Source organism: Arthrobacter sp. efr-133-R2A-63 (genome assembly GCF_030209795.1).
GTDB lineage: Bacteria > Actinomycetota > Actinomycetes > Actinomycetales > Micrococcaceae > Arthrobacter > Arthrobacter bambusae_A.
The window spans coordinates 1-13060 of record NZ_JARVRG010000015.1 but is presented as its reverse complement, the minus strand read 5'-3'; the positions used below and the strand labels follow the sequence as shown (position 1 = coordinate 13060).

The window sequence follows — 13060 nt, the reverse complement described above, 5'->3', positions numbered from 1 at the left end:
GTCCTCTAGCCCTTCACTCCGGCGGTGACGTTCTCCAGCACCACGGCCAGTCCTTGTCCGACGCCGATGCAGATCGCCGCGACGCCCCAGCGCTCACCGGAGGCCTCCAGACTGCGAGCCAGGGTGCCCAGGATGCGCGTGCCGGAGGCGCCCAACGGGTGCCCCATCGCGATCGCGCCACCATGCCGGTTCACGATGGACGGATCGATGCCCCACGCATCGATGCAGGCCAGGGACTGCGCGGCGAAGGCTTCGTTGAGTTCGACGGCGCCCACCTGCTCCCAGCCGATGGCCGCCTTCGCGAGTGCCTTGTTGGCAGCCTCAACCGGGGCGTAGCCGAAGAACTGGGGATCGTTTCCGTGCGCGCCGCGGCCGGCGATCCGGGCGAGCGGCTCCAGCCCGAGCAGCCCGGTGGCGTTGTCGCTGCCGATCCAGGCCGCGGAGGCGCCGTCGGACAGCGGCGAAGCGTTCCCCGCGGTGACCGTTCCGCCTGTTGTCTTACCTGCGGCGGCGTCCGGGGATTCGGGACGGAACACGGTCTTGAGGCCGGCGAGCTTCTCCGCCGTCGAGCCCGCGCGGATGCCTTCGTCACGGACCAGCTCGGTGCCCGGAACCTGGGTCACCAGCTGGTCGTAGAAGCCTTCGTCCCACGCCGCGGCGGCGAGGTTGTGCGAGGCCGCGGCAAACTCGTCCTGCCGCTCCCGGGTGATCCCGTACTTCTCACGCAGGCGTTCCGTGGCCTCGCCCAGGGAAATGGTCCAGTCCTTGGGCATGGCCGGGTTCACCAGACGCCATCCCAGGGTGGTGGAAGCCAGGGTCATGTCACCGGCCGGGTACGGCTTGGAGGTCTTGGGCAGCACCCAGGGTGCGCGGGACATGGACTCGGCACCGCCCACCAGGACCAATTCGGCGTCGCCGGCGTTGATCTGACGGGAAGCGATGATCGCCGCGTCGAGGGACGAACCGCACAGCCGGTTGACCGTGGTGCCGGGGATCGACGTCGGGAGCCCTGCGAGCAGCGTGGCCATGCGGGCGACGTTCCGGTTCTCCTCGCCGGCGCCGTTGGCGTTGCCGAACACCACTTCGTCGATCCGCTCAACATCCAAAGCGGGGGCGCGCTTGACGGCTTCGCGCACCACGTGGGCCGCGAGGTCATCCGGACGGACCCCGGCAAGGCCCGAGCCGAATTTTCCAAAAGGTGTGCGCACGGCGTCGTACACATACGCCTGGTTCATGGGGTCTCCTCTAATTTTCTGTAGTCCCAACTAGCTCGCAGTTAATGTCGTTATGAGGGCTCAAAACGACATCTAATGCGAGTCAGTTGGGTGGGGCGGGGGCTTCGGGGGTCGCGTCGAGGTCCGCGAAAACACCCTGCGCGGTCTTGAATGCTGTGTTGGCGGAGGGAACTCCGCAATAGATGGCGGTCTGCAGCAGGATTTCCTTGATCTCGTCCCTGCTCAGCCCGTTCGTGATGGCCGCGCGGATGTGCATGGCCAGTTCTTCCCAGTGCCCGTGCGCCACCATCGCGGTGATGGTGACGGCGGAGCGCATTTGCCGCGTCAGGCCGGGCCGGGTCCAGATGCCACCCCAGGCGATGCGGGTGATCATGTCCTGGAAGTCACCAGTGAATTCGTCTTTGGCAGCGTTCGCTCGGTCCACGTGCGCATCGCCTAGTACTTCGCGGCGGACCACCATGCCGGCGTCGTGGATTTCCTGCGAGGTGGCGTCACGCTGAACCGCGCCTTGCGAAGAATCAGTGCTCATTGTCCGGCCTCCTTCATGAAAGTCCGCATGAGGTCCGCGACGACGGCGGGCGCCTCCGCGGGCGCGAGGTGCCCGACGCCGTCGAGCGCCACAGCAACTGCGCTGCCGCCGCCTGTGTTGAATCTGGAGTTGATGCCCGCGACAATTTCTTCAGCGCACGACGGCGGCGCAACAGTGTCCTCGACGCCCGCCAGGGCCTGCGTGGGGACGGTGATGCCGCCGAGTTGGGAGCGGACATCGAATCCGGCGAGGGCCTCGCAGCAGAAGGCGTAGCTGAAGCGGTCGGCGTCCCGCAGGGCATGCAGCAGGCGGCTGCTGACCACGGGCTGGCGATCCATGAAACCGGGAGCGAACCAGCGCTGCGCGGAACCCTGGATCATCACCGCGGTACCTTGCGCACGGACGGTTTCGGCGCGTTCCAGCCACCCCTCCGGTGTACCGAGCTTCGCTCCGGTGCACTGCACGGACAAGGACTTGAGCCGTTCACCGTGTTTGATGGCCAATTGCAGTCCGGTGGCACCGCCCAGGGAGTCCCCGGCGTAGTGGAACACGGCGCCCGGCACGATCGAATCCACCAGGTCAACCACCGCGTCTGCCAGCTCGGCGACGCTGAACGTTTCGGAGGCCGCTGGCGAGACGCCGTGGCCGGGAAGGTCCCAGCCGACAACGTCGAACTCGTCACCGAGCAGGGCTGCCGTCTCGGTCCACAGGACGGTGGACGTTCCGAGCGAGGGCCCCACCACCAGGAGCGGCTTCTCCCCGAGGGTGCGCTGCGGGGACAGCAGCACCGCCTTGACGTTGGGCTTAGCCACGATCGGCTCCCTTCGGGTTGGTGTGCGCGAATTCGGGGTACGCGGCAAGGATGCGGCGGCTGATCTCGGCAGCCTCACCGATGTAGTTCGCCGGGTCAAGAAGGTCCTCCAGTTCCTCGTCGGACAGCTTGCTGGCCGGGACTACTTCGCGGAGGAGCTTGGTATAGATCCGGGGCTGCTCCGCTGCAGGTGCCCGGAGCGTCTCGTCAACGACGGCTTGCAGCTTGGCCTTCGCTTCACTCCTGTCCGCGCCGAGGAGCGGGGCAACAGACGATGCAACGGCTTCGCTCAGCAGCAATGGCCCGGAAATTTCCAGGTTGCGGCGCATCGCCTCGGGGAAGACCCGGAGTCCTTCGGCGAGCTCGCGCAGCTGGGCGGCGGCACCGAGGGCGAGCCGCAGCAAGCTCCTCAAGGCCTGCCATTCGCTATGCCAGGCGCCGTCCGGGCGCTCGTCGTTGAAGTTCGCGGCTGCCACGTGAAGCTGGGCCGCCAAGCCAGGAGCCTGGAGCGCCGCGCTGCGGATCAGCACTGAGAGCACCGGGTTCTGCTTTTGCGGCATGGCCGAAGAAACGCCGCGGCCCGCGGCCTGGGGTTCACCCAGTTCTGCAACCTCGGGGCGGCTGAGGAATAGCAGGTCCGAGGCGATCTTGCCGAAGGAATCCGTCAGCGAAGCCAAGGAGTCGCCAAGCGCGGTGACGGCAAGGCGGTTGGTGTGCCACGGCGCAGGAGCGGGAGCCAAGCCCAGCTTCCCGGCCAAGGCATCGGCCAAGTCAAAGGGGCTCGACGACGAGCCTTCCGTGAGTACGGTACCGGCAGCCAGGGTGCCGGCGGCGCCGCCGAACTGAACCGGCAACTCCAGGGATTCAAGGCGGCCCGCCGCGGCGGCCACTCCGTGGAACCATTGCGCCGCCTTGAGCCCGAAGGTGGACGGAAGCGCGTGCTGCGTCAGGCTCCTGCCCACGCACAGCGTGTCCGCATGCTGCTCCGCAAGGGCGGCGAGCGCCGTCGTCGTACCTTTTGCTTCGGCGAGAAGCGCTGAAACCACGCGGTGCGCGAGCAGCATCAGGGCCGAATCCAGGACGTCTTGGCTGGTCAGGGACGTGTGCACGGCGGCGAGCGCGCTAGCGTCCAGTCCTCTGACCCTGCCGCGGAGGTCGGCAAGCAGCGGAATGACCGGGTTGGCGCCGCCTTGAGCGCGTTCGGCGATGGAAGCGGCATCGTAGGCCCAGGATTCCGCGGCTTCGGTGACGACGGCGGCAGAACCGGCGGGCGCGAATCCGGCCTCTTCGAGCACGGATGCCCAGGCGGCCTCGACGTCGAGGATGGCCGCGATCACCGCACGGTCACCCGTCAGCGCCACCACGGCGGGCGACGCCGACACCGGGCTGAGCAGCCCGAAATCGCCGTCCCCGCTCATTGGGAGGCGCCTTCGAAGCGCTCGAAGTCGAGAAAGACGGTCTCATTCCCGCCCTGCAGGCGCAGGTCCCAGGTGAGTCCGCCGTCTGCGTCGCGGCGCGCGATCAGGGTGCTGCGGCGCTCGGGATCGAGGGAGCTGAGCAGCGGATCGGCAGCGAGCGCTTCCTCGTTCTCCGGCAAGTAGATGCGCGTGAACAGGCGGTTCATGAGGCCGCGGGCAAAGACGGCGACGGAAATGAACGGCGCCGCCCCCGGTTCAGTGGGGCCGGGGTTGACCGTGGTGAAGGTGAAGACGCCGGAGTTGCCGACTGCGGCACGGCCCCAGCCGGTGAAGGTGTAGCCGTCACGGACCAGGGAGCCCGTGCGCTGGACCACGTTGCCTTCGGAGTCGGCCTGCCAGATCTCCAGGATGGCGTCCGGGATGGCTTCGCCGGCGCCGTCGTACACGGTGCCTTGCAGGCGGATGCTTCCGGGACTGCCCGGGGCGAGAAGCTCGTTGTCCTTGGTGAAGGGAAGGGCGTAGCCGTAGAACGGGCCGACGGTCTGGCCGGGTGTGGGTGTCAGCTTGCTCATGTCCTACTCCTCATCCCCGGCGTCGCCAAAGGCTTCGTTTTCGGTCCAGGTCCGCCTCGACCCGCTCAGGACAATGTCCCAGTTGTAGCCGAGGGCCCATTCGGGGCTCGTCAACTCGTGGTCGTACTTGGCCACGAGGCGGTCGCGGGCGTCCTGGTCCACGATCGATTGGTAAATAGGGTCCAGCGGGAACAGCTGGTCACCCGGGAAGTACATCTGGGTGACGATGCGCTGCGTGAAGTCCGTGCCGAACAGCGAGAAGTGGATGTGCGCCGGTCGCCAGGCGTTGAGGTGGTTCTTCCACGGGTAGGCGCCGGGCTTGATGGTGGTGAAGCGATAGGAACCGTCCGGTCCGGTGATGCAGCGCCCGACGCCGGTGAAGTTCGGGTCGAGCGGGGCGGGGTGCTGGTCGCGCTTGTGGATGTAGCGGCCGGCAGCGTTGGCCTGCCAGATCTCCACGAGCTGGCCGGCAACCGGGCGGCCGTCGCCGTCGAGCACTTTGCCCTGGACGATGATCCGCTCTCCCTGGGGCTCGCCGTTGTGCTGGATGGTGAGGTCGGATTCCAAGGCGTGCACGTCCTGGTGCCCGAACGCCGGCGAGTACAGCTCGATGGTCTCCGGGTCCGCGTGGTGCAGGCTCTTGGTGGGGTGGCGCAGGATGCTGCTGCGGTACGGTGCGAAGTCCAGCCGGGGCTGGGTCTCCGGAGCGGCACCGCCTTTGAGCGCCTGGGCGTACGCTTCGCCGATGGCTTTGATCTCGGCGCTGAGATCCGCCTGGGTTTCGGCTGCGGCGTCCAACGGGGCGTGCCCGGCATGCGGTTCGGCCGCCGGTACGAGCTCGTCGTCTTGGTAGTGCCCGGCATTTGCGTCTAGCAGCACGGCCGGCTCCTTTCGGGGGGTTGCTTTCCTGGTTCCTGCTGGTGTTTCTGCTTAGCGCTGCACGTGGTGGGCGTGAAGCGAGTCGTACTGGACGGCGTGCCGCACGGGGGCGTTGGGGGCGCCGTAGCCGTCGTAGCCGCCGCGGCGTTCCACCATTTCGAAGAACACGCTGCCCACCGTGGCGGTGTAGAAGTGGAGGAATTCACCGTTGGCGTCCCTGTCGTAGAGAAGGTTCAGTTCCTTGAGGGTGGCGAGGAAGGCAGGATCCAGGGCGAAGCGCGCATCCAGGTCCTCGTAGTAGTTGGCCGGTATCCGGAGGAAGTCGAGCCCCCGTGCCTTCGCCGCCCGGGCCGTGGCCACGAGGTCGTCCACCGCGAAGGCGATGTGTTCCTGGTAGCTCTTGCGGGCGCCGCTGCCCTGCTGGCCAGCTTCCTGCTGGATGACTGGAGCCAGGTTCAGCACCAGGCGCACGGCACGGTCGGAAGTCTGCATGACCTGCGAGCGCACCAGGCCACTGGGGCTCGGCACCTCGGCGAACGGCTGAGGTTCCAAGGCAAGGGCACTCGTGTAGAAGAGGACGGCTTCGTCGAAGTGCTGCCAGGGCTGGGCGAGGTTTACGTGGTCGATCACCGCTTGCGCTCCCGCAGAAGGGTGCTCGAGCCCTTCGCCGAATTCGCGGGTCCATGCTGCGGTGCCATCCGGGCTGCCCTGGCAGAGGAAGATCTCGGTGGAATCCGGGGCGGCGATGCCTTGGAAAACTTCCTCGTCCGCCTGGACCTTGCGCGGCACCACGGGGGCCTTGAGTTGCTGGGCGCGGGCCGAGGCAATCACGGGCGAGTCGACGTCGAACCCCAACGCCGCGATGGCAGGTTCGCTGTGCGACGGCGCTTGTTCGTTGATGATGACGCGTGCCTGCCCCATGGACCACAACTGCACGTCCTTGGTCCGGTGCCGGCCATCGAATTCGAAGCCGAGCTGGCCCAGAAGCGTCTCGAGCTGTGCGGGTTCATCGGTCTTGACCTCGGCGAAGTTGAATCCGGCCGGTTCGGCCACCTTGGGAAGGGTGGCCAGCTCCATGGGATAACGACGACGGCCGGCAGCGTTGGCGGTCGAATCACCGCCGGCGCCTGCGGGCACGAGGGATGCCGCATCCAGCCATTTGGCGCTCTGTTCCTCAAGCCAGATGAGCGAGCGCATCGCGTCGACGGCGGTGCGCTCTACATCGGATTGGCGGAAGACGTCGTTGAAGACCTCCAGCGAGACCGGGCCGGAATAGCCCGCGCGGGCCACGTGGCCCATGAACTTGGCCAGCTCGAACTGTCCTTCGCCCGGGAACACGCGGTAGTGGCGGCTCCATGACAGGACATCCATGGAGAGTTTCGGCGCGTCGGCCACTTGGACGAAGAAGATCTTTTCTGGCTTGATCGCCTCGATGGGAGCGGTGTCCCAGTCGCGGGAAAGAATGTGGAAGGAGTCCAGGCAGGTGCCCAGGTTGGGGTGGTCCACGGTGTCCACCAAGCGGTGCGCATGTTCGTAGTCGTTGACGTATTTGCCCCAGGCGAGGGCCTCGTACGCTACTTTGACGCCGTGTTCGCCGGCCAATTGCGCGAGGCGGGAGAGCTGCTCCGCCCGCAGGTCGTCGTCGTCGATCGTGGCGGTTCCCACATTGGTGCACACCAGGATGGTGTCCATGCCGAGGCGGGACATGAGCCTGAATTTGGCGTCCGCCCGGCGCAGGTTTTCCTGCAGGATGTCCTCGGAGACGCTGTCGAAGTCGCGGAACGGCTGGTAGAGATCCAGGCCGAGTCCGAGGTCCGCTGCCATCTTCCGCACGTCCTCCGGGCTGAGCGGCGAGGTGACGAGGTCCTGTTCGAAGATCTCGATGCCGTCGAAGCCCGCGATGGCACAGGCCTGCATCTTTTCCTTGAGCGTCCCGGAGAGGCAGACGGTCGCGATTCCCGTGCGCATCAGTGACCCGCCCCGGCGAGTGCCTTGTCGGCCTTGGACCCTTCAGCCTTGGCTTCCTCGGCGCCCACCAGCTCCAGGAAATGTGCCCGCATCCGTTCCGGATCGGCGTCGCGGCCGGTGAAGATGCGGAAAGCGTCGGCGGCCTGCCCCACGGCCATGCGTCCGCCGTCGAGCACGCGGCAACCCTTGGCCCGGGCCTCGAGCACCAGCCGGGTCTCGATCGGCCTGTAGACGATGTCGGCTACCCAGTGCCTGGATTCGACGAGGGACATGTCCAGTGGGAGGCCCGGATGAGCGGCCATGCCCACCGGGGTGCAGTGCACCAAGCCGTCGGCCAGCGGCATGAGTTGCGGGAGCTCCGCCGTCGTACGCGCGGTGATGGTGCTGCCCGGGAACAGGGCTGCGAGTTCCGCCGCCCGTTCGGCACAGCGTGCGGGGTCAACGTCCACAAGGTCGAGCGTTTTGACCCCCGCGGAAAGGAGGGCATAGGCGACGGCGGAGCCGGCACCACCGGCGCCGAGCTGGACGACTCGCTCCAGGCCGGCGTCGGGAAGGCCGCTGGCCAAAGCAGAGCCGAAGCCGGAGAAGTCCGTGTTGTGGCCGACGAAACGGCCGTCCTCGATCAGCACGGTATTCACGGCGCCAAGCCGGCAGGCGTCCTCGGAAACTTCGTCCAGGAACGGCAGCACCAGTTGCTTGCACGGATGCGTGATGTTGAGTCCGTTGTAGCCAAGCCGGGAGGCTGCGGTCAGCAGATCGCCGACGGCGGAGCCGGGCAGGGAGAGCTCCAGCAGGTCGATGGGCCGGTACAGGTAGCGCAGCCCCTGGACGTCGGCCTCCCTCTCATGCATGGGCGGCGTCAGCGAAGGCGATACGCCTTCCCCGATCAGGCCCACCAGGAAGGATTCAGCTCGGTTGCTCATGCTCATTGCTCCTTTGACAACTGCACCCGTGGAATGGCGCTCCCTGGCGTCCCTCGGGACGTCCAGGCCGTGCTGCTCCGCCGGGCGGTATGAATCAGACTACACAAATTGTTCACATATTGCACTAGTGTTCTTATCGCGAACAAAAGTGATGGCTATTATCGCTGCGGCAGGCGGTCGGCGAGCTCGGACGCCGCGCTCTTCAAGAGCGGAACGACTGCCACGAGCTGTTCCACGCTCATCCGGAAAACCGGTACTGCAGTGGCAAGCGAAGCGAAGGCAACGCCCTGGGAATTGAGGACGGGGACCGCGACGGCGCGCATGCCCACCTCGTTTTCCTCGTCCATGACCGCGTAGCCCTGGCGCCGGACCTTCTCGATTTCCAAGCGGAAAGCGTCGCGGTCGGTAATGGAGGACTCCGTCAGCGGCTCCAACTCGAGCCCTTCCACCAATTGCTGCCGCTCGTCGTCGTCCGCGAAGGCAACAAGCGCCTTGCCCACGGCCGTGGTGTGAAGCATTCCGAGATGCCCCGGATCGCTGGTGACCCGGAACATCTGCGGTCCGTCCACCTTGTTGACCGTGAGGTGGTGGTGGCCATCCCGTACGGAAAGGATGGTCGCTTCGCCGGTCCCTTCCGTCACGCGCTGCAGGATGGGACGCGCGGTGCCGGCGAAGCCGTGATGGTTTGATACCCGTTGACCGAGCTGGAAGACCCGAAGTCCCAGGTGGTAGCGGCGGCCGTCGGCCTCATAGTCGACGAATCCATCGCGGGTCAGGGATCCGAGCAGCCGGTACGTAGTGCTGAACGGCAGCTCCGCCTGGCGCGCGAGCTCGGAGGCGCTGGCCCCCTTCGGCTCATTGCCCAGCAATACGAGGAGGCCCAGGGCCTTGCCGATCATGTCGGTCTTTGTGTCTTCCTTCACATCCATAACTAAAGATTGCCACATCGTGAGAGCTATATCTAGATGGTGAGTAAATATCTTGACAAGTGACTGCGCTCACAGTCATCATTGCTGTATCGCACAAGTAGCTCTCACAATGTGGCTACAGTGTGAGGCCGCTGCCGGACCTACACCGACGTTCCAGGTACGCACATTTCAGCCAGATGCGACATCGCCGTCACACAAAGGAACACCATGAGTCACACGATCCCGTCTACGACGCCGGGCACCGCCACGGCGGGAACGCCGAAGAAGGCCGCTCTCGCCAGCTTCCTCGGTAGCGCCGTCGAGTACTACGACTTCTTTATCTTCGGTTCGGCCGCGGCATTGATTTTCCCGCATGTCTTCTTCCCGAGCGCCGACGCCAACGCTGCCATCATGTCCTTCGCGACATTCGGCTTCGCGTACGTGGCAAGGCCGGTTGGAGCCATCATCCTGGGGCACTTCGGCGACCGCATCGGCCGCCAGCGCGTGCTGATGTTCACCCTGGTACTCATGGGCGGTGCCACGTTCATCATCGGCTGCCTTCCTGATTTCAAGGCCATTGGATGGTGGGCGCCGGCGCTGCTGGTCTTCGCACGCCTCTGCCAGGGCCTCTCGGCCGCCGGTGAACAAGCAGGCGCCTCATCCATGACGCTGGAACACGCTCCGGACAACCGCCGTTCCTTCTTTACTTCCTGGACCCTCACCGGAACCCAGGGTGGCCAGATCCTCGCAGCATTGGTGTTCATCCCCGTCGTCGCCCTCCCCGACGAGATCAAGTACGGCATCGGCTGGCGTATCCCGTTCTGGCTCAGCGCCGTGGTGGTCCTGGTAGCGTTCTTCATTCGCCGCACCCTGCATGAGCCGCCGGCATTCGCCGAGGCCAAGAAGAACAACCAGATCGCCAAGCTTCCCGTAGCCGACCTCCTCCGGCTGCACTGGGCCGACGTCCTGCGCGTTGTCTGCTGCGCCTTCATCTCCGCAGTGAGCACCGTCTTCGGCACCTTGGCCATCGCCTACGCCAAGGACGTGGCCCACGTGAACAGCACCATCACCCTGTGGCTCGTTGTGGCGGCAAACGTCGTCGCGCTCGGCACCCAGCCGGTATTCGGCAGGATGGCCGACCGGATCGGCCGCAAGCCCGTCTTCATCTACGGCGCCGTAGCCAGCGCCATCATGACGCCCGTGTTCCTCTTGACGCTCGAATCCGGAAACGTGCCCCTGATGTTCCTGGTCTCGGTGGTGTACTTCTCCCTCGGATACGCCGCTGCAAACGCAGTCTGGCCCTCCTTTTACGGCGAAATGTTCAGCACCAAGGTCCGCTTCTCCGGCCTGGCCATCGGAACGCAGATCGGCTTCCTCATGGCGGGCTTCGCCCCGACCATCGTCACCGCGATGGGCGGCACCAAGGCCGGCGGCTGGGTCCAGATCAGCATCTTCACCGGCGTCATCTGCGTGATCGCGGCGGTCTCCGCGATGACAGCGCGCGAATCCTTCAAGACCCCGACGGCGGAACTCGGACTGAAGTAGCCCTCCCCCGATTCCCCGTGGATCCATTGCCCACCCAACGGTTTAGGCCGGGGGTGGGCAATGGATTTTTTTGCTAACGGAAGTATTACCCACGGCTAACCCGGCCGAAATCACCCGGCAACATTGGGCCGCCACACTGGAATAGCCGGCAAGTGCTGGCAGCTCCAGCCAGGGAGGCCAACCATGTTGAAGGAAGTATCAACCCACCCCACAAGAATCCGCGCGCTTGACCAGCTGCACCGCGGCGACCATATCGAAGCCCGCCTCTCCGTCGGACCCTCCTACGATGACGTTGTCATCCGCAGGGGTCGCGTCCAGGAAACGGCCCCGGGCATCGGCGTCGTCTGGATCATGGATCAGCTGACGGGTCTGCGCAAGGCCATTAATACCGACGAGTGCACAGTCTGGCGAGTGGCCTGACCTGGCCCCGAACCGCTCAGCCGCCAGCCACGGACTGGATGATCAAGACCTCCTGGCCGGCCGCAACCTCAGTTTCCAGACCCTTCAGACGCCGGACCTCCTCGCCGTTAACGTAAATATTCACGTAGCGGCGGAGCGAACCGGTTTCATCCCGGAGCCTCCGGGCCAGCACCGGGTAATTCCCGGTCACGGCATCAAGCAAGCTTTCCACGGTCACAGCTCCGTCGGCGGGCGTAGTCAGGTAGGACTGCCCGCCGGCGAGGGGCTGGAGAACGCTGGGCAACAGCACAGTGATATCGGGCAAGGTCAGTCCTAGGCGGGAACGCCGGAAGCTGCGGCGGCAGCGGCGAATTTAGCCGCAACATCCGGGGAAACAACGCCGGAGACAACCGCGGCCCGCACGCACAAGACATCAGGCAGATGCGAGGCGACTTCGATGAAGGACTCGCCTTCGTCGGCGCTGGCATAGACCGAACCGCCGCGCGTTCCGAAGTACACCCCGGTGGGTTCAGCAGAATCCACCGCGGCTGCGTCACGGAGCACGGCGTTGTATTCGTGGTCCGGGAGGCCCACGTCCAAGCGCTTCCACGACTCGCCGGCGTCGTCGGTGCGATGCACTGCAAGCCGGCCGTCCGGCGGAATCCGCTCGCTATCGGCCTTGATCGGGATCACCCAGGCGGTGCCTTCGCGACGCGGGTGGGTGAGCATGACGAAGCCGAAATCCGCCGGGAGGCCGTCGGCGATGGAGATCCAGTTCTCACCGTTGTCATCCGTGCGGTACACACCGTGGTGGTTTTGCGCATACAACCGGCCTTCGACGGCGGCATCCGCAGCGATCTTGTGCACGCACTGGCCGAACTCGGGATTCGGATCGGGCATGAAGCGAGCCGAGATCCCCTTGTTGCGGGCCTCCCAGGAAGCTCCGCCGTCGAGCGACCGGTAGACGCCCCCCGTACTCATGGCGACGTGGACGTTCTCCCCGGAAGGGTTGACGACAATCGAATGGGCTGCAGCCCCGCCGTACCCCGCTCCCCACTCGCTGCGATGCGGGTGATCCCACAGGCCGCGGTTCAACTCGAAGTGCTCGCCGCCGTCGGTGGACTTCCAGACGGAGATCGGCTCACAACCGGCCCAGACGACGCCGGGGCGCGAGGCGGAATCGGGGTAGATCTGCCAGATCCTTTCCAGAGCGGCATCGGTGCCCTCCGGGAATTTGATGGCGCCTTGCTCGGGCTCTGTCCACGTGGCGCCCAGGTCATCGGAGTGGGCCACGGTGGGGCCCCAGTGTTCGGAGCGCACGCCCACCATGATCCGGGGTTTGTCCCCGCGCGTATCAATCCCGATGCTGGGGATCTCGCTCATGAGGAAGTGCGGACCGGAAAGGGACCATTCCTTGCGGTCTGTGCTGCGCGCCAGCCACAGCCCTTTTTTGGTCCCGATCGCCAAGACATAACTCTCTGCGGTAGCCATGCACCCCATGCAACCATCCCCGCCCGGGAGCCGCAACGGTTTTGTGAACCGGTCTAGGAAACCGCCTCAGTCCACGAACTCGGACTGCGTCTCGATGAAGTCCCAGTCGGCGTCGCTCAGCCCGCCAGCCAGCTCCTCAAGGCGCGGGCCGCCGACATCGGCAATGCGCTGCAGGACTTCCAGCGGAAGCTCCGCGGCACGCAGGTTTTCGCGCAACCATTCCTTGCTCTTGAGGTCTATGTCCAGCCACCACATGAAGATCTCCACGTGGACCACCCCTTCCTGTGCATGTTAACGCTAGGCCCGCGCCGGGTGCTCTACAAGGGGCCGAGTTGACTCGTAAAAAACCTCCGCGAAGGGGCATACGTTGCCTCATAAGTAT

14 protein-coding genes are annotated in these 13060 nt (G+C 65.7%); 2 read left to right on the top strand and 12 right to left on the bottom strand.

Annotated elements, in window-relative coordinates; translation table 11 throughout:
* Positions 1-5: 5 nt before the first annotated feature.
* The 9 genes from QRN45_RS07685 to QRN45_RS07645 form a co-directional block, all read right to left on the bottom strand.
* Positions 6-1235 (bottom strand): thiolase family protein, encoded by a 1230-nt coding sequence (locus QRN45_RS07685; protein ID WP_241707587.1) that lies wholly within the window; start codon positions 1233-1235, stop codon positions 6-8.
* An 82-nt stretch (positions 1236-1317) separates the two neighbouring features.
* Positions 1318-1764 carry a 4-carboxymuconolactone decarboxylase gene (gene pcaC, locus QRN45_RS07680; protein ID WP_241707588.1) on the bottom strand — a complete coding sequence of 149 codons (447 nt, stop codon included), beginning with the start codon at positions 1762-1764 and terminating at the stop codon, positions 1318-1320.
* A complete protein-coding gene (locus QRN45_RS07675; protein WP_241707589.1) occupies positions 1761-2576 on the bottom strand; it encodes an alpha/beta fold hydrolase in 816 nt (271 codons plus the stop codon). The genes pcaC and QRN45_RS07675 overlap by 4 nt, the downstream gene beginning before the upstream one ends.
* Positions 2569-3993, bottom strand: coding sequence for a lyase family protein (locus tag QRN45_RS07670; protein WP_241707590.1), 1425 nt, complete (start codon positions 3991-3993; stop codon positions 2569-2571). Before QRN45_RS07670 ends, QRN45_RS07675 begins: the two co-directional genes overlap by 8 nt.
* Positions 3990-4565, bottom strand: coding sequence for a protocatechuate 3,4-dioxygenase subunit alpha (pcaG, locus tag QRN45_RS07665; protein ID WP_241707591.1), 576 nt, complete (start codon positions 4563-4565; stop codon positions 3990-3992). The genes QRN45_RS07670 and pcaG overlap by 4 nt, the downstream gene beginning before the upstream one ends.
* A gap of 3 nt (positions 4566-4568) precedes the next feature.
* A complete protein-coding gene (gene pcaH / locus QRN45_RS07660) occupies positions 4569-5441 on the bottom strand; it encodes a protocatechuate 3,4-dioxygenase subunit beta (protein WP_241707702.1) in 873 nt (290 codons plus the stop codon).
* A 54-nt stretch (positions 5442-5495) separates the two neighbouring features.
* The gene (locus QRN45_RS07655; protein WP_241707592.1) at positions 5496-7412 is read right to left on the bottom strand and encodes a bifunctional sugar phosphate isomerase/epimerase/4-hydroxyphenylpyruvate dioxygenase family protein; all 1917 of its coding nucleotides are present in this window, start codon (positions 7410-7412) and stop codon (positions 5496-5498) included.
* Entirely contained in the window at positions 7412-8335 is a 924-nt protein-coding gene (locus QRN45_RS07650) for a shikimate dehydrogenase (RefSeq protein ID WP_241707593.1), read from the bottom strand. The genes QRN45_RS07655 and QRN45_RS07650 overlap by 1 nt, the downstream gene beginning before the upstream one ends.
* A 158-nt stretch (positions 8336-8493) precedes the next feature.
* Positions 8494-9264 (bottom strand): IclR family transcriptional regulator, encoded by a 771-nt coding sequence (locus QRN45_RS07645; protein ID WP_241707594.1) that lies wholly within the window; start codon positions 9262-9264, stop codon positions 8494-8496.
* 207 nt (positions 9265-9471) lie between these two features.
* Here QRN45_RS07645 and QRN45_RS07640 point away from each other — a divergent pair, with 207 nt between their 5' ends.
* Together QRN45_RS07640 and QRN45_RS07635 are read left to right on the top strand one after the other, a co-directional pair.
* Positions 9472-10788, top strand: a complete 1317-nt coding sequence (locus QRN45_RS07640; protein ID WP_078107131.1) for an MFS transporter — start codon at positions 9472-9474, stop codon at positions 10786-10788.
* Between the two features lie 183 nt (positions 10789-10971).
* Positions 10972-11208, top strand: coding sequence for a hypothetical protein (locus tag QRN45_RS07635; protein ID WP_078107130.1), 237 nt, complete (start codon positions 10972-10974; stop codon positions 11206-11208).
* Positions 11209-11224: 16 nt separating this feature from the next.
* Here the strand turns inward: QRN45_RS07635 and QRN45_RS07630 are convergent, their stop codons facing one another.
* The 3 genes from QRN45_RS07630 to QRN45_RS07620 are packed head-to-tail and all read right to left on the bottom strand — an operon-like array spanning position 11225 to position 12945.
* Positions 11225-11512 (bottom strand): MoaD/ThiS family protein, encoded by a 288-nt coding sequence (locus QRN45_RS07630; RefSeq protein WP_078107129.1) that lies wholly within the window; start codon positions 11510-11512, stop codon positions 11225-11227.
* An 8-nt stretch (positions 11513-11520) separates the two neighbouring features.
* Positions 11521-12687 carry a WD40/YVTN/BNR-like repeat-containing protein gene (locus QRN45_RS07625; RefSeq protein WP_284762873.1) on the bottom strand — a complete coding sequence of 389 codons (1167 nt, stop codon included), beginning with the start codon at positions 12685-12687 and terminating at the stop codon, positions 11521-11523.
* Positions 12688-12744: 57 nt separating this feature from the next.
* Positions 12745-12945: a hypothetical protein gene (locus QRN45_RS07620; protein ID WP_078107243.1), complete on the bottom strand. Its 201-nt coding sequence runs from the start codon at positions 12943-12945 to the stop codon at positions 12745-12747.
* Positions 12946-13060 lie beyond the last annotated feature (115 nt).